Annotated in this window: 16 protein-coding genes; all 16 read right to left on the bottom strand. The window is 59.0% G+C overall.

From position 1 onward, the window contains the following. Positions 1–6 precede the first annotated feature (6 nt). The 16 genes from KG088_RS10380 to KG088_RS10305 all read right to left on the bottom strand — a co-directional run bounded on the left by KG088_RS10380 (position 7) and on the right by KG088_RS10305 (position 15,505). Complete coding sequence (locus KG088_RS10380) at positions 7–831, bottom strand: SDR family NAD(P)-dependent oxidoreductase (RefSeq protein ID WP_213825451.1); 825 nt, start codon at positions 829–831, stop codon at positions 7–9. A gap of 32 nt (positions 832–863) precedes the next feature. Continuing rightward, entirely contained in the window at positions 864–1,781 is a 918-nt protein-coding gene (locus KG088_RS10375) for a Gfo/Idh/MocA family oxidoreductase (RefSeq protein WP_213825450.1), read from the bottom strand. Beyond that, on the bottom strand, positions 1,775–2,572 hold the full coding sequence (locus KG088_RS10370; RefSeq protein ID WP_213825449.1) for an SDR family NAD(P)-dependent oxidoreductase: 798 nt from the start codon (positions 2,570–2,572) through the stop codon (positions 1,775–1,777). Before KG088_RS10370 ends, KG088_RS10375 begins: the two co-directional genes overlap by 7 nt. A gap of 136 nt (positions 2,573–2,708) precedes the next feature. Next, complete coding sequence (locus KG088_RS10365) at positions 2,709–3,437, bottom strand: acylneuraminate cytidylyltransferase family protein (protein ID WP_213825448.1); 729 nt, start codon at positions 3,435–3,437, stop codon at positions 2,709–2,711. 73 nt (positions 3,438–3,510) lie between these two features. Further along, positions 3,511–4,572, bottom strand: coding sequence for a sugar phosphate nucleotidyltransferase (locus tag KG088_RS10360; RefSeq protein WP_213825447.1), 1,062 nt, complete (start codon positions 4,570–4,572; stop codon positions 3,511–3,513). Then, positions 4,559–5,788: a UDP-N-acetylglucosamine 2-epimerase gene (gene neuC / locus KG088_RS10355; protein ID WP_213825446.1), complete on the bottom strand. Its 1,230-nt coding sequence runs from the start codon at positions 5,786–5,788 to the stop codon at positions 4,559–4,561. Before neuC ends, KG088_RS10360 begins: the two co-directional genes overlap by 14 nt. After that, on the bottom strand, positions 5,785–6,801 hold the full coding sequence (gene neuB / locus KG088_RS10350) for an N-acetylneuraminate synthase (RefSeq protein ID WP_213825445.1): 1,017 nt from the start codon (positions 6,799–6,801) through the stop codon (positions 5,785–5,787). Before neuB ends, neuC begins: the two co-directional genes overlap by 4 nt. Further along, positions 6,798–7,421 (bottom strand): NeuD/PglB/VioB family sugar acetyltransferase, encoded by a 624-nt coding sequence (locus tag KG088_RS10345; protein WP_213825444.1) that lies wholly within the window; start codon positions 7,419–7,421, stop codon positions 6,798–6,800. Before KG088_RS10345 ends, neuB begins: the two co-directional genes overlap by 4 nt. 37 nt (positions 7,422–7,458) lie before the next feature. Then, on the bottom strand, positions 7,459–8,469 hold the full coding sequence (locus KG088_RS10340; RefSeq protein ID WP_213825443.1) for an NAD-dependent 4,6-dehydratase LegB: 1,011 nt from the start codon (positions 8,467–8,469) through the stop codon (positions 7,459–7,461). A gap of 551 nt (positions 8,470–9,020) precedes the next feature. After that, positions 9,021–9,278, bottom strand: coding sequence for a (Na+)-NQR maturation NqrM (gene nqrM, locus KG088_RS10335; RefSeq protein ID WP_213825442.1), 258 nt, complete (start codon positions 9,276–9,278; stop codon positions 9,021–9,023). A gap of 241 nt (positions 9,279–9,519) precedes the next feature. Then, entirely contained in the window at positions 9,520–10,752 is a 1,233-nt protein-coding gene (nqrF, locus tag KG088_RS10330) for an NADH:ubiquinone reductase (Na(+)-transporting) subunit F (RefSeq protein WP_213825441.1), read from the bottom strand. Positions 10,753–10,824: 72 nt separating this feature from the next. Beyond that, positions 10,825–11,442, bottom strand: a complete 618-nt coding sequence (nqrE, locus tag KG088_RS10325; protein ID WP_213825440.1) for an NADH:ubiquinone reductase (Na(+)-transporting) subunit E — start codon at positions 11,440–11,442, stop codon at positions 10,825–10,827. Position 11,443: 1 nt separating this feature from the next. Further along, positions 11,444–12,112 carry an NADH:ubiquinone reductase (Na(+)-transporting) subunit D gene (locus tag KG088_RS10320; protein ID WP_213825439.1) on the bottom strand — a complete coding sequence of 223 codons (669 nt, stop codon included), beginning with the start codon at positions 12,110–12,112 and terminating at the stop codon, positions 11,444–11,446. Between the two features lie 2 nt (positions 12,113–12,114). Then, positions 12,115–12,930, bottom strand: a complete 816-nt coding sequence (locus KG088_RS10315) for a Na(+)-translocating NADH-quinone reductase subunit C (RefSeq protein WP_213825438.1) — start codon at positions 12,928–12,930, stop codon at positions 12,115–12,117. Further along, positions 12,930–14,156, bottom strand: coding sequence for an NADH:ubiquinone reductase (Na(+)-transporting) subunit B (locus KG088_RS10310; RefSeq protein ID WP_213825437.1), 1,227 nt, complete (start codon positions 14,154–14,156; stop codon positions 12,930–12,932). Before KG088_RS10310 ends, KG088_RS10315 begins: the two co-directional genes overlap by 1 nt. After that, complete coding sequence (locus tag KG088_RS10305) at positions 14,156–15,505, bottom strand: Na(+)-translocating NADH-quinone reductase subunit A (RefSeq protein WP_213825436.1); 1,350 nt, start codon at positions 15,503–15,505, stop codon at positions 14,156–14,158. The genes KG088_RS10310 and KG088_RS10305 overlap by 1 nt, the downstream gene beginning before the upstream one ends. Between the last annotated feature and the right edge of the window lie 202 nt (positions 15,506–15,707).

Here is a 15,707-nt window from a genome sequence, read left to right as displayed (position 1 = left end):
TGTCGTTCACCAGGCGCTCAACCCGCCGTCGATGAAGAGTTCCTGACCGGTGACGTAGCGGGAGGCGTCCGATGCCAGATAGATCAGCGGGCCGACCATGTCCTCATGGCGAGCCATGCGCCTGAGCGGGATCCTCTCCGAGTAGCGCTTCACGAACTCGGCGTTCTGGCCGCTCTCGACCCCACCGGGCACCAGGGTATTCACACGAATGCCGTGCACCGCCCACTGGGTCGCCAGGTAGCGCGCCAGGCCCGCCACGCCGGCCTTGGAGGCGGCATAGACCGGCGGGGTGTTGATCTGTACGCCGAGGTATTCCGAGCCCTCGTAGATGCGCGAATCGGCGCCGAGGTGGCCGTAGATCGAGCCGGTGTGGATGATGCTGCCGCCACGGCCCTGGGCGATCATCTGGCGACCCACGGTACGCGAGACGAGAAACACGCCGTCCAGGTTGACGCGCATGATGTGCTGCCATTCGGCTAGGGCGTAGTCCTCGCTGGGCGCGAAGAAGGCCGCCAGATCATCGGACTTGCTGGCGGCATTGTTGTGCAGGATATCGATGCCACCGAAGTCGCTGACCACCCTGTCGACCAGCTCGATGACCGAGGCCTCGTCGGCGACGTCGCAGGCGTAGCCTTCGCAGCGGCTTCCGGTGGTGTCGCTCAGCTCCTCCGCATAGCGAGCGGCTCCTTCGCCATCGAGGTCGCAGACGACGACGTTTGCCCCGAACTCGGCGAGGGCCCGGCAGAATTCGCGTCCGAGGATGCCCAGGCCGCCGGTCACCAGGGCGACCTTGTCGGTGAGATCGAACAGATCCCGATAATGAGGCTTCATGCAGTCTCCAGAGCTAGGCGGTTGTGATGATTTCACAGCGAATCCAGGTAAAGTCGGCGCCGTTCTCGCATGGCCATGCTGCCGGCGATGAGGGTGCGGATCGTGTCCCGCGTCTCATCGGGGGCTATGCTGGGCGCGCCACTTTGCACCATGCGCGCAAACTCCCAGAGTGCCCGGCGGAACATGCCGAAGTTGTCGGAGATAGCGTGGTGGGAGACCTTCTTCTGGCCCAGCACATCCACCTCGAAGACGGCGGGCGAATCACCCAGGGCATCGATGATGATCGGGGTGTCGTCGGCGAGGCGTATCAACAAGGACTCGTGATTGACGTTCACCGGCTCCACCGAGACCGGTCGCGACGGCAGCAGTGAGAGGATGGCCTCCAGCAGGTGAATACCGTACTTCTCCCAACCGTTGATGACGGTGCCGCGCACCAGCGAGAGCCGGCCATGGTCGTCGAGGCGATAGCGCAGCTCGTCCAGCTCCGTGGCGTAGCGCATCGCCGAACAGGACATCAGCCGGCCCGACATGAGATAGGGGATGAACGCCTCGAGCTCGTCGCGTTCGAGCGTCAATGGCTTGTCGATGAACACCGGGACGCCGGCCTCGAGGAACGGCCTGGCCAGGCGCAAATGGCTCTCGGCGTCGTCGCGGGCGATGATCAGCGCATCGATCTCGCCCAGCATGGCCTCAGGAGCCGAGACGCCATGGTCGATCGAGGCCGTATGGCACAGCGCCCGGGTGATGGCCTCGTCCTGCGTCCAGGCGTGAGTTACACGAAGGTCGCCGACGCCGAAATCGGCGGGGTGGCGTCGACTCAGGTAGTCGTGGATGCCCTGCCACCCCGCTTCCACCAGGCCGCTGCCGCCATAGCCGTTGAGAATAGCCGAGAAGGAGAAGGGATGGCCGTTCCCCTCGCTCAGGCCAATGATGCCGGTGCGTATCACCATACGCCCCAGCCACCGTCCACGCAGATGTTCTGGCCAGTGATATAGGACCCGGCATCGGTGCATAGCAGTGCCAGGGCGCCCTTCAGCTCGTCGGGCTGGCCGAGCCTGCCCAGCGGGGCCTTGTCACGCAGACGCTGCATGAACGCCTCGTTCTCACGGGTGATGGCATGGGGGAAAGCACCGGGGCTGATGGCATTGACGCGGATCGCGTCGGGCGAGAGGAAACTCGCCAGGTAGCGGGTCAGTTGCAGGACGCCGGCCTTGGCCGCGCCATAGCTGGGCGGATTGGCGTGATCGGTGCCATCATAGAGGCGGTAATCGGGGGCGATATGCCCATACATCGAGGCAATATTGATGATCGACGCCGAGCGATCCACCATCAGCGGGTGACACTGCTTAGACATGCGGAACACGGAGTTCAGGCAGATCTCGATATCGTTGTACCAATCCTCCTCATTGATGGAAGCCCAGCTGTTCTTCTTCCCTGACCAGGCATTGTTGATCAGTATGTCCAGCCCACCGTACTCCTCGCGCAGCATCTGGACACAATCCTTGATGGACGCCTCACTGGTCACGTCCAGTCCGATGCCCCGATGGCTTCCTTCTCGCCCTGTTTCACCAAGCGCTTCGACCTGAGATTGACACTTGCTGGCGTCCCGGCTGGCCACGACGACATTGGCGCCCAACTCTGCCAGCACTTCGCACATTGCGGTACCCAGATAGCCTGCTCCACCGCTGACGAGAGCCGTCTTGCCCTTCAGACTCATCATTTCATTCAATGATCGAGACACCTTGCACCTCCTATGCTTGCACACTGAATAGTGATGACATCAGTCATCCGCTTAAGCGCTCCCTTCCAAACCACACAGCGATGATCGCCGCCGGGGCGAAGCGAGGCAGTGGAAAGAGTTCTGAATCGGTAGACATTCATTGTGAGTCGAGTTGACCGCCAGACGGCAGCTTCATTCTTTCCAGAATCAGCTCTGTCAGAATAAAGTCGAACTCAACATCGATATCGACTGACCTTTCATGGGGCATGATGACTGCTCCACTTCGGCCAAACAGCAAGCCATTGATATCGCCGGGTAGCCCGCCGGGATAGAAGGCGTAGACGGCACCATTGAGCTGATAGGCCGTGGGTAGTTCCTGGCGAGGCTTCCAGGGATTCGCGTGATCGATGAATGGCCTGGGAGCGCCACCTTCGAGCTGCCAGGCACGATGCGGGTTGAGGTCGGCGGGCTTGAAGGTCGCCACCGAGTCGAGCCGATCCTCTACCATGCGCACCACGCACTGGCGGACGTCTTCGCTGGAGCGCAGCGGACAGGTCGGTTCGAGCAGGACCATGATATCCGCGCGCTCGCCTTCCCGCCGGAGGGTCTCGTGCAGGTCCCGCAGGGCGTCGATGACCAGGGCGTCATCCGTGGCCAGATGATCCGGACGCCGGTAGATCTCGGCGCCGAAACGACGCGCCGCCTCGGCGATCTGGGCATCGTCGGTCGAGACGATGACGCGATCGATCTCCTCTACCCTCTGGGCGACCTCGATGGACCAGCCGATCAGGGGCTTGCCCGCCAGCGGGCGAATGTTCTTGCCGGGTACGGACTTGCTGCCGCCACGGGCAGGCACGACCGCAATCACTCTTTTGCCGGATATCATGGTGTGACCGTTATCTTCCGAGGATGAGGAGTGGCCGCAGGGTACGGCCCTGGTCGTGACATGGTCTGTGCCGTCAGCCCAGGCGTGCCATGGTCTCGCAATACTGCTGCCATTCGCCCGTGTCGAGCCAGGCCTTGTCGCTGATCGGATAGACGCCGACCCGACCGCCGCGAGACCTGACATCCTCGATCAGCTCGGTCAGGTGGTAGAACTTGTCCTTGGGGACAAGGTCCAGCATGGAGGAGCGCAGCACATACATCCCCGTGTTTACCATGAAGTTGTAGTGCGGCTTCTCGCGCATGGAAAACAGCTGGCCGTTATCGACGATGTCACAGATACCATAGGGGATATGGAAATGACGGACGGAGACCACCATGGTGATATCGTTGTTCTCTTTCTGGTGGTGTTCCACCAGGGCATGGTAGTCGGCCTTGATGATCACATCGCAGTTGGTGACGATCAGGTCGCCCTCCAGCTTTCCCGCCAGAGCGTGCAGTGCGCCGCCGGTTCCCAGCGGCTTGTCCTCATAGAGGTAGCTTACCTTGTAGTCCGGAGCCAGCTCATCGAAGTAGGCCTGGATCAATTTCGACTTGTAGTTGACGGAAACATAGAAGTCGTCGACACCACACACCGCGAAGGAATTCATGATGACTTCGATGGCCGTCTTGTCGCCAACCGGGATCAGGGGCTTGGGCAGCACAGAGGTGAAAGGCGCCAGCCGAGTCCCCTTGCCACCGGCCATGACCACGACGGGCAACTTCAGGTTCTGGGCGGGCTTCAATTTCTCCCCGTTACCGAAGACGTCGTCCCAGAACAGGACATCGATGATATAGCCCTCGTCATCGACCACCGGCACGGAGGTGAAATCCCCTTCGCGCATTTTCTTCTTGACCTCGGCAAGCTGGTAATCGGCAGGGACGTAATAGTGGCTACGATTGCATACCTCGCCGACGATTCCATTCATGTCCCCGCCTCCCAGGATCCAGCGTCGCACATCCCCGTCGGTAAGGGTGCCGACCAGACGCTCCTGATCATCGATGACATACAGGATCTTGCACCTGGACTCTTCCAGTTGATGAAGTGCTTCCAGAATCTTGCGCGGTTCACGAATCAGCAGTGATTCAAACATGGTCATGGTCCCCTCGGTGTTTTTCATACACGCCTGACTCGCCAACATCGATGTCGTGAAATCTTTTCTGCAGGAGTTGTGGCGTGATCTCGACAGTGGCCAGTACGTCCTTGATGCGAGTGGACGTGCTGCCGTCGCCGAACCTGTCGTAGGGATTACGCATGTCGGATAAGCCGGCCTTGAACAGGTCATCCAGGGCCCGACGAACACCGTCACGAATCGCCGCGACGTCGTTGCTCGTGGAGATCACGTTGGGTGCCGCGATGCGCCCCTGCTGCCGCTTGCCCACGTTGACCACCGGGCGGCGGAATGACGGGGCCTCGACCAGACCGCTGGAGGAGTTGCCAATCACCACATCGAGATGACGCAGGCATCCGTGATAGAGCCGCTGACCCAGGTTGTCGAAAAGCCGACCGCGCTCGGGATTGGCCTCGCACCATGCCTCCAGTTGCGCGTTGATGGCCCGCCCCTGGCTGTCGGCATTGGCCTTGGTGAAGACGAACCGCAGCGCATCGAATGAGGCCAGCGCTTCCAGCAGCGCTGCCACATCCTGCTGTGCGTCGCCGTGCATGTCGCCGGTCACGGGATGATAGGTCACCAGTGCGGTGGGGCGGTCGGGATCGAGCCCCAGCGCTTCGAACAGCGCCCCACGCTCAATGATCTCGCTACGATGCAGATGGTCTAAACCCGGCGCCCCGAGGTTGAACACCCTGGCGGGGGCCTCCCCCATCTGGACGATCCGCCGCCGGTAGGCCTCGGTAGCCGGAAAGTGGAAGGTGGCCAACTTGGTGACCGCATGGCGGAAGTACTCGTCGATGGCACCGCTGCTGGTTTCCCCCCCGTGCAGATGCGCGACCGGTATGCCATGGGCCACGGCCGCCAGTGCTACAGGGACGATCTCGAACCGATCCCCGAGAAGCACGACCATGTCGGGCCGGTCGACCTCCAGGGCATGGCCACACTCCAGCATGGCCAACCCCATGGCCTTGGTCATGGCCGTGCGGGTATCCGACGAGAGGAGGATTTCCATGCGCCGGTGAATAGCCAGTCCCGCCTTCTCTATTTCCTGTACGGTCATGCCGAACTCCGGAGACAGGTGCGTGCCCGTCACGGCCAGCATTAATTCCAGGCGCGGGTCGGCTTCGATCTCACGCAGCAGCCAGTAGAGCAGGCCGAAATCGGCGCGGGTCGAGGTCAGGACCCAGAGGCGTCTTGCGGTCATGACAGGTCACCCCATTCGATGAGGTGGTCGATATCGATCTCGCGCTGCGCGAGGCGGCCGATGACGGCATCGAGAAACATCGGGGGAAGGCCGGACCCTGGGCGTTTCAGGGTAAGATGCCTGGTGGTGATGACTTCGCCCTCGGGTATCGTGCACGCCGCCACGATAGACTTGCGCACGCTGCCGATATTGGCGATCTCGCAGGGGGCCGGCTGCTTGATGCCGTCACCGATGGCCATCTCGACGTTGCGGATCGCCTGGACCATGCGCCGGAATTCCGCAGGGGGCAGTGAGGCCGCGTGATCGGGCCCCGGCAGGCCAGTATCCAGCGTGAAGTGCTTTTCGATGACCCTCGCACCCATGGCGATGGCCGCGACGGGGATCTCAATGCCGGCCGTATGGTCCGAGTATCCGACTTCCCTGCCGAACGCCCTTGCCAGGGTGCCCATCGCAGAGAGGTTGATTTCGTCGTGGGGTGCCGGGTATTCGGTGACGCAGTGCAGAATGGTGATCTCGCCCGCCCCGGCGGCGTCCAGCGTCGCCAGTGCCACCTCAACCTCGGCCAGATGGCACATGCCCGTTGATAGGATGACCGGCTTGCCGAAACCGGCAATGCGTTCCAGCAGCGGGCGATTGGTGATTTCTCCGGAGGGAATCTTGAAGGTCCGCATGGCCATGGCGTCGAGAAAAGCTGCGCTATCTTCGTCGAAGGGACTTGCCAGGAACTCGATACCGCGCTGCCGACAGTGGGAATGGATGCGCCGGAAGTCCTCCTCCGACATCTCCAAGGACTTCAGCATCGAATACTGCGAATCGTCTCCCGGCACCGACTGCTTCTGATAGGCGGCCTTGCCTGCCTGGCGAGTGACCAGTCGATCCGCCTTGAACGACTGAAACTTAACCGCGTCGGCGCCGCTTTCCTTGGCAGCATCGACCAGCTCCAGCGCCATCGCCAAATCGCCATTATGATTGACGCCGGCTTCTGCAATGATGAAGGCGGAAGCGGTTTTCATTTGATTCTCCTGGCTGGTGTTCCCACATAGATGCCTGGTTGGTCGATGTCCCGCACGACGGTGGCCCCGGCACCGATTACGCAATCCGCACATACCCTGACGCCATGGACGAGCGTTGCCCCCGCCCCAATCATGCCGTTGTCACCGACCGACACGCCGCCGCATAGGATCGCCCCCGTCGCCACGTGCACGTTGTCGCCGAGGCGGCAATCGTGATCGACCGTGGCATTGGTGTTGACGATGCAGGCGCGCCCCAGCCGAGTTCCCGTCACCACCACAGCGCCATCCATCGTCACCGTGCCAATGCCGCTCATTACCTCTTGGTGAACGATCGAGCCTCTGGCGTGGATGACCGGAAATCGATAACCGGATAACTCGAGCCGCTCCAGCAGCCCCAACCTCCCCGGGCTCGTCGACACCTTGCCGATGCCCAGGACCAGGTCACGCACCGGCGATCGTGGCGCCCCGATCAGGACGGCATCCGTTCCCAGGTAAGGAGCTTTGGCGTGGCCTTTCGCGTCGGGATCGGTATAGCCCGTGACGCGATGGCCCAGGGTTTCGAGGGCGTCATGCACTACTCGTGCATGTCCGCCACCACCCACGATGATGAAATCGGACATTGCGATTGCCGTCTTAATGAGTCTTCAACATCGTGGATCAGATGTTGTAGGTATTGGTCTTGTAGCTCGCCAGATTATCCGGGGTGGTAAACCAGTCGATGGTCTTGCTCAAGCCGCGACGCAACCCGTCCACACCGCCGTACGCCGGAACATGACCCAGCAATTGTTCGGCCTTTTCCGTCTTTGCCCAGAGTCGTTCGACCTCGCTGGCTTCAGGCCGCAGCCTGACTTCATCGGTGTGGATGCGAATCTTCTCTCCCATGATGTCGGCGATCAGCTTTACCGTGTCTTCGATAGTGATCTCGAAGCCGCTGCCCACGTTGACCACTTCGCCCAGCACGTCATTGCATTCCGCCATCTTGATGAACCCGGCCACGGTGTCTTCGATATAGCTGAAGTCCCGAGTCGGATGCAGGGCACCGAGCTTGAGATCTCGTTGTCCCGAGGCGATCTGCGTAATAATGGTGGGAATGACGGCCCTGGCGGACTGCCTGGGCCCATAAGTGTTGAAGGGCCGGATCACGGTCACCGGGGTCGAGAATGACCGATAAAAGGAAAGCGCTATCTGGTCGGCGCCAATCTTGGAGGCGGAGTACGGCGACTGCCCCTGGAGGGGATGCTCCTCGTCGATAGGAACATGTCTTGCCGTGCCATAGACTTCGCTGGTCGAGGTATGCACGACCTTCGATACGCCCAGGTCACGAGCGGCCTGGAGGATGTTCAGTGTCCCCGTGATATTGGTATCGACGTAGGTCGCCGGCGAGTGGTAGGAATAAGGAATGGCGATCAGGGAAGCCAGATGCAGCACCACATCGCAGCCTTCCATGGCCTTGCGCACACCATGCGGATCGCGCACATCGCCCGCAATGACGTCGATATTCTCCTTAACGCTGGCGTGGGCTCTGTCCAGCCATCCCCAACTGTTGAAGGAGTTGTATAATACGAACGCCCTAACATCCACTCCCATCGCCACGAGCGTCTCTGTCAAGTGAGACCCGATGAACCCGTCCGCACCGGTAACGAACACCTTAGAGCGTTTCAATTCCATGATACTTTCCTTTGTCACACTTTAACGTTGACCTGAAGATAAAGGGCCTTAAGCCGAAGAACGCCAGGAACATCGACTTCCCGGCAGTGCGACTTACGTTTTACCCACGCTACCGCCCGGGAGTTACTTCTGGGCTTCTCCCATGCCGCAAATCTTATATTTCTCTCCTTCTACAGCCGTGAAAGTTGAAGATTTACCTTCTGCTCTCGACTACATAACTAATCTTTTTGCTCACACAATGTTACACAGTGTTGGCTATCGTTGCCCACACCATTTTTCTCGTAGACTTTTCACTAGGAAGTAAGGCGGCTTTTTAATTTTTATATGGGATAATTGGTTATTATCTGATTAGATATTTAATACAAGCCAACCCGACGTCAACGAATTGCTCTCACCACACGACAAACGCCGACCCTTACGGATCGGCGCCATGTGTCGATAGAGGAAACGGGAGGGCTGTTCAGAATACGCCTGTACGCCCGTGTTAAGCCTCGGGGCTAACGGCCTCGAATATAACGTAGGACGGCCGTATGCCTAGGGCTGAGAAGGCGTTAGCGTCGAGTTGCGTCGTATCCCAGGTCGGCCCCGCGGCTTTCGTCGCTTTGTCGACGCGCACTGGCAGGTCCCTTGCGGTTCTCCTCTTCGCATACCTCGTCCTTGCCGCCGCAGACCTCACAGCCTTCCTTCATCCCCAGGCGATTGAGCCCACCGCAGCTACCGGCAATAGGCCGCCGCCCCATGATCACGCCAATAGCCATGGCAGCCATGATCAATAGCATGAAGGCCAGTACAATAAAAAAAAGATTCATGGTCATTACTCCGCAATCACTGGAAATACATCTACTCGTACCTTTATTCACTCGTACGAGATCCTAACCTTGAGACAGTGGATATCCATCATAGATCCCTACCAATAAATCCACCCTGTGACCAGCGGTGGCACCGTTTATCAACGCGGTACGTCATAAGCACAAAGGGCCGACCCACATCGGCCAGCCCTCTGAGTACTACGCGGCAACCACTCGATGGAGGTCCGCCACTTGATGAAGGTCAACCACCAAAGTCGTCAAGCATGATGTTCTCTGGCTCTACCCCCATGTCGACGAGCATCTTGATCACCGAAGCATTCATCATCGGTGGACCGCACATGTAGTACTCGCAGTCTTCCGGTGCGGGATGGTCCTTGAGATACATGTCATAGAGCACATTGTGAATGAACCCCGTCGGGCCCTCCCAGTTATCCTCAGGCTGCGGATCGGAGAGCGCCAGATGCCATTCGAAGTTCGGGAACTCTTCGGCGAGCTTATCGTACTCTTCGTTGTAGAAGGTTTCGCGCCAGGAGCGCGCGCCGTACCAGAAGGTGATCTTGCGCTTGGACTCCAGACGCTTGAGCTGGTCGAAGATATGGCTTCGCATCGGGGCCATGCCAGCGCCACCGCCGACGAAGACCATCTCGGCGTCGGTATCCTTGGCGAAGAATTCACCGAAGGGACCCATTACCGTTGTCTTGTCGCCCGGCTTCAGACTGAAGACATAGGTCGACATCAATCCGGGGGGATGGTTTGTGTTGGGCGGCGGTGTGGCGATACGAATGTTGAACTTGAGGATGCCCTTCTCGCCCGGGTAATTCGCCATGGAGTAAGCGCGGATGACTTCCTCATTGTTCTTATGCGAGATATCGAAAAGACCAAATTTCTCCCAGTCGCCTCGATATTCTTCCTCGATATCGAAATCGGAAAACTTGATATCGTAGGGAGGGGCGACTAACTGGACATAACCACCCGCACGGAAGGCGACTTCCTGCCCTTCAGGGAGCTTGAGGTTAAGCTCCTTGATGAAGGTGGCGACGTTGGGATTGTCAATGACTTCGCATTCCCACTGCTTGACGCCAAAGACTTCTTCCGGAACTTCGATTTTCATGTCCTGCTTGACCGGCACCTGGCAAGAGAGACGCCAACCGTCTTTCTTCTCACGCAGGGTGAAGTGAGATTCTTCCGTGGGCAGGATGGAGCCACCACCCTCCTCCACGCGGCACTTGCACTGAGCGCAGGAGCCACCACCACCACAGGCAGAGGAAAGAAAGATACCATTGGCGGCCAACGTATTGAGAAGCTTGCCACCAGCTTGGGTCGTCAGGGTGTGCTCGGGGTCATCATTGACCTCGATCTTGACGTCGCCAGTACTGACGAGCCTGCTGCGTGCAGCCAGTATTACCAGGACCAGGCTGATGACGATCACGGTAAACATGACCACACCGAGCAAGATGACTACTGTATCAACCATGTCGGATTCCTATTGCTTGACATTGCCTGAGTCCCGACGGCACCCGGTGCCGTCGAAACAACATGACGTGCCTCAGAGCTGGATGCCTGAGAAGGACATGAAGCCCAGCGACATCAGACCCACGGTGATGAAGGTGATGCCCAGCCCCTGAAGCGAAGCGGGCACATCGCTGTATTTTAACTTTTCGCGGAGACCGGCCAGTGCGGTGATGGCCAACGCCCAACCGACCCCTGCGCCGAACCCATACACCACCGATTCACCGAAGTTATAGCTGCGCTCGACCATGAACAGCACACCGCCCAGAATCGCACAGTTCACCGTAATCAATGGCAGAAACACGCCCAAGGCGTTGTAGAGCGCTGGAACGTACTTATCGAGAAACATTTCCATAATCTGCACCAGGGCGGCGATGACCCCGATATAACTCAACAGCCCGAGAAACGAGAGGTCAATGTTTTCAGCACCACTGATGCCCGTCCACGTCAGCGCCCCTTCCTGAAGCAGGAAGCTATAGACAAGGTTGTTGACTGGGACGGTCACGGTAAGTACCACGATAACCGCGATTCCCAGGCCGAAGGCCGACGACACCTTCTTCGACACCGCCAGGAAGGTACACATGCCAAGGAAGAATGCCAAGGCCATGTTCTCGACGAAGACCGAGGCGACGAACAGACTAAGATAGTGTTCCATGTTACACGGCCTCCTTCGGCTGGGTGTTTTCCTTCATCTGGAACTCGTTCTCCTCGATTTGCTCAGGATTCAAGGTGCGCAGAACCCAGATCATCAGACCGATGATGAAGAAGGCTGAGGGTGGCAACAGCATCAGACCGTTGGGTACGTACCAGCCGCCATCCTGCACCGGGGCCAGAACGGTGAAACCGAAGACGCTTCCGGCACCGAACAATTCACGGAAGAAACCCACTACTATCAGGATGAAGCCATACCCCAAGCCGTTACCGACGCCGTCAAGAAACGACATTCCGGGCGTATTGGTCATGGCAAAGCCTTCTGCGCGGCCCATCACGATACAGTTGGTGATGATTAACCCGACGAAGACCGACAGCTGCTTGGATATCTCGTAGGCATAAGCCTTGAGAATCTGGTCTACCACGATGACCAGCGAGGCAATGATGGTCATCTGCACGATGATGCGGATGGACGATGGGATATGGTGGCGAATCAACGATACGAACAGGTTCGAGAAAGCCGTAACGAAGATCACCGCCAGCGCCATGACCATCGACACACTCATGCTGGTGGTCACCGCCAGGGCCGAACAGATCCCCAATATCTGCAAGGCGATGGGGTTGTTCTTGAAGATCGGCGTTGTCAAAACGCCCTTGGGAGTAACTGCCGACATGATCAGGCTCCTTCAGCTTCGAGTTCGACTTCGGCATCCTGGGCGTCTTCCTGGTCGATGCCGCTTCGGAATTTCGCCAGATATTCACCGAACCCTTCCGGGCTCAACCAGAATTGCAGCATGTTGGTAACACCGCGACTGGTCAGTGTCGCTCCAGACAGGCCGTCCACTTCCGTTTCCTCGTTGGCACCCCCCTTGACCAGTTCAATCGCTGGCGCCAGGTCACCCTGTTCATCGAAGACCTTCTTGCCTTGCCACTGGGCCTGCCAGCGAGGGTTGTTCACCTCGGCGCCAAGGCCCGGGGTCTCGCTGTGATCATAGTAGGTGATGCCGACGAAGGTGTTGCCGTCACCCTCCAGGGAGATGTAGCCCCGCATCAGCCCCCACAGGCCCTGGCCGCGAATCGGCAGGATGATTTGCTCGGGATCCTCGGGATCGCCGACCAGGTAAACGGTGGAGAAGTTCTCTTGACGGGACAGGCCGGCAATGTCCTGTTCCCCGGACAGCGTCCGCCCGCTGGCCGGATCACTCGCCGCCTCAAAGGCATTGTAGGTCTCTGGGTCGTGCTGCTCGCTGTACTCCCCGGTACGCAGATCCACAACGCGTGCGGTGATCTCGCTGAACCTCTCCTCCACATCCATTCCCGGCTCATAGAGATTGGCCACCTCAAGGATGTTGGTCTTGCGGTCGAGTTCCTGGTTGAGTTGCTGCTTGGAACGCAGCGCCACCGCGGCAGTCGAGACAATGACCGAACACACGATACAAAGTGCGAACGCTACCGTCAGGATCTTCTTGGTGGAGTTGTTGCTCTTTGCCATCAGGCAGTCTCCTCGGCCGGCACACCAGTGCGCTGCAAGCGCCGCTTGATGTTGGCCTGTACAAAGAAGTGATCGATCAGCGGGGCGAACAGGTTAGCGAAGAGGATCGCCAACATGATGCCTTCCGGGAAGGCCGGGTTAACCACTCGGATCAGTACGGTCATGACCCCGATCAGCGCACCGAATATGAGCCGACCTTGATTGGTCATCGACGCGGATACTGGGTCGGTCGCCATGAACACCATGCCGAAGGCGAAACCGCCAACCACGAGATGCCAGTGCCAAGGCATGGCGAACATCGGGTTGGACTCCGATCCCAACAGGTTAAATAGCGTGCTGGTGACCACCATACCCAGGAAAACCCCAAGTATTATTCGCCAAGAGGCGATCTTCGTCCACAGCAACACCGCCGCACCTAAGAGAATGGCGAGTGTCGACACCTCTCCCACCGAGCCGGGCACGAAACCGAGGAAGGCGTCCCACCAGCTGAACTGGCTGGAAAGTGCCGCCATGCCGTCTTGCGCCGCGACGGAGAGCGCGGTGGCGCCCGTGTAGCCATCGGCGGCAACCCATACGGCATCACCGGAAATCTGGGCGGGATACGCGAAGTAAAGGAAGGCACGCCCCGTGAGCGCCGGATTGAGGAAGTTCTTTCCGGTGCCGCCGAAGATTTCCTTACCGATCACTATGCCGAAAGTAATGCCCAGCGCCACCTGCCAAAGCGGAATAGTGGCGGGCAGAATCAGAGCGTAGAGCACGGAGGTCACGAAGAAGCCTTCGTTCACTTCATGGCCGCGCTTGATGGCGAACAGCACCTCCCAGAACCCGCCGACCACGAAGGTCACCAGGTAGATTGGCAGGAAGTAGGTCGCACCAAGGACGAAATTAGCCCAGAGACTATCGGGATCGTGACCGCTGGAGAACAACATCGTGATCGCTTCGCGCCAGCCTGCCATGGAGGCGTAGCCGTCAGCGATGGCCGTATTGGCCTGCCAGCCAGCATTCCACATGCCAAAGAACATGGCAGGGAATGTGCAAGCCCAGACAGTGATCATGATGCGTTTGAGATCGATTCCGTCACGCACATGGGCCGTTGTCTTGGCGACGCTCGCCGGCGAGTAGAAAATAGTGTCCACCGCCTCAAAGAGGGGATAGAACTGTTCGTACTTGCCACCCTTGTGGAAGTGGGGCTCGATATTGTCGAGTGTCTGTCGGATAGCCATCATCAGGCCTCTTTCTCGATCATGAAGAGATTGTCACGCAGGATAGGGCCATACTCGTATTTCCCCGGGCAAACATACGTACAGAGCGCCAGATCCTCCTCGTCCAGTTCCAGGCAACCAAGCTGCATGGCGGTTTCGATATCGCCGACGATCAGCGTGCGCAAAAGCTGCGTCGGCATGATATCCAGTGGCATCACTTGCTCGTAAGTGCCCACGGGGACCATCGCCCGCTCGGATCCATTGGTCGAGGTTGTGGGCGCATAATCATGCAGTCCCTTGAAATGGGAAATATAGATTCCCATGACCGAGTGGCGATCCTTACCCGGTGACAGCCATCCCAGCCATGAACGCTTATTTCCTTCCTCAATCAACGAGATCTGGTTGTGGAAGCGACCCAGGTAACAAAGGGAGCCCTCGGCAGTGGCACCAGCGAACACGGATCCAGAAATCACGCGTGTATCTAGAGGGTCGACGACCTCCTGATCGAGAAGTTCCTGCGTGCTGGCACCAATACGCGTGCGTAGCAGGCGAGGCGCCTTGGCGCGAGGCCCTCCCAGGGCTACCACCCGGCTCGTGTCCAACTTGCCTTCAGCAAACAACTTGCCAACGGCTATGACGTCCTGGTAGCCGATATGCCAGACGCGCTTGTGCAGCGCCACCGGAGACAAGTAATGGATGTGGGTGCCGACCAGGCCAGCTGGGTGCGGACCGCCAAAGGTCTCGATCTGGACGCCTTCGACGTCTCTACCTGGGAGAGGCGCGTCAGGTGCAGTACACAGATACACCTTACCTTCGGTGAGGCGCGTGAGGACTTTTAGGCCATCTTCGAAGGCGTCGGGCTGCTCGTTGATGATCCCGGCGGGATCCGCACTCAGGGGGTGAGTATCGATGGCAGTGACGAAAATATTCTCCGGGGTCCCGTCCAGGGTAGGTGTGCGCGAGTAAGGGCGGGTACGAAAAGCGGCCCAGAGCCCCGACTCGACCAGTTGATCTACCACGACCTGTCGATCCATACGTATCAGCTCGTTGCGACCATGGGCAGTGAACTCGACCGCCTCCTCGGTCTCGGCAACCTTGATCACGACCGACAGCAGCTTACGCTTCTCACCCCGATTGATCGCCACGACCTCGCCGGCTGCCGGTGCGGTAAAGCGCACACCATCGATTTTCTTGTCGGTGAAGAGCAGCTGCCCGAGCTTGACACTGTCGCCCTCCCGAACCTCCATGGTCGGCTTCATGCCCACATAGTCTGTGCCCAGGACCGCCACGTGATGTACCGGCCGCGCATCCTCGATGCGCTGCTCGGGCGCCCCCGCGATAGGGAGATCCAGGCCTTTCTTGACTTCGATCATAGTCTCGCCCAGTTGATGGATCGGATATACGAAGGAAATGGGTTCGAATTCTTGTGGTTCCGATATGTTAGCAGTCAGGCCCAAGAGAGTCCCGGGCCACCCCAGATATCCAAGATATTATAATGACATGCTGTCGGGATGACCACCTGCCACAAGGTATAAGGCAGTGGTTGCAACGGAGCTGTATGCGACCCGGACGGGC

This window comes from Halomonas jincaotanensis (assembly GCF_018448785.1).
Lineage (GTDB): Bacteria > Pseudomonadota > Gammaproteobacteria > Pseudomonadales > Halomonadaceae > Halomonas > Halomonas jincaotanensis.
The sequence above is the reverse complement of the archived record's forward strand: the minus strand, read 5'-3'. Positions and strand labels throughout refer to the sequence as shown.

Excerpts from the sequence above, each read along its gene's own strand:
- KG088_RS10345 (WP_213825444.1), bottom strand. The coding sequence starts at position 7,421 with ATGTCCGATTTCATCATCGTGGGTGGTGGCGGACATGCACGAGTAGTG.
- nqrE (WP_213825440.1), bottom strand. The coding sequence starts at position 11,442 with ATGGAACACTATCTTAGTCTGTTCGTCGCCTCGGTCTTCGTCGAGAAC.
- KG088_RS10360 (WP_213825447.1), bottom strand. The coding sequence starts at position 4,572 with ATGACCATGTTTGAATCACTGCTGATTCGTGAACCGCGCAAGATTCTG.
- KG088_RS10340 (WP_213825443.1), bottom strand. The coding sequence starts at position 8,469 with ATGGAATTGAAACGCTCTAAGGTGTTCGTTACCGGTGCGGACGGGTTC.
- neuB (WP_213825445.1), bottom strand. The coding sequence starts at position 6,801 with ATGAAAACCGCTTCCGCCTTCATCATTGCAGAAGCCGGCGTCAATCAT.
- KG088_RS10375 (WP_213825450.1), bottom strand. The coding sequence starts at position 1,781 with ATGGTGATACGCACCGGCATCATTGGCCTGAGCGAGGGGAACGGCCAT.
- nqrF (WP_213825441.1), bottom strand. The coding sequence starts at position 10,752 with ATGGTTGATACAGTAGTCATCTTGCTCGGTGTGGTCATGTTTACCGTG.
- nqrM (WP_213825442.1), bottom strand. The coding sequence starts at position 9,278 with ATGAATCTTTTTTTTATTGTACTGGCCTTCATGCTATTGATCATGGCT.
- KG088_RS10310 (WP_213825437.1), bottom strand. The coding sequence starts at position 14,156 with ATGATGGCTATCCGACAGACACTCGACAATATCGAGCCCCACTTCCAC.
- KG088_RS10365 (WP_213825448.1), bottom strand. The coding sequence starts at position 3,437 with ATGATATCCGGCAAAAGAGTGATTGCGGTCGTGCCTGCCCGTGGCGGC.
- neuC (WP_213825446.1), bottom strand. The coding sequence starts at position 5,788 with ATGACCGCAAGACGCCTCTGGGTCCTGACCTCGACCCGCGCCGATTTC.
- KG088_RS10315 (WP_213825438.1), bottom strand. The coding sequence starts at position 12,930 with ATGGCAAAGAGCAACAACTCCACCAAGAAGATCCTGACGGTAGCGTTC.
- KG088_RS10305 (WP_213825436.1), bottom strand. The coding sequence starts at position 15,505 with ATGATCGAAGTCAAGAAAGGCCTGGATCTCCCTATCGCGGGGGCGCCC.
- KG088_RS10380 (WP_213825451.1), bottom strand. The coding sequence starts at position 831 with ATGAAGCCTCATTATCGGGATCTGTTCGATCTCACCGACAAGGTCGCC.
- KG088_RS10320 (WP_213825439.1), bottom strand. The coding sequence starts at position 12,112 with ATGTCGGCAGTTACTCCCAAGGGCGTTTTGACAACGCCGATCTTCAAG.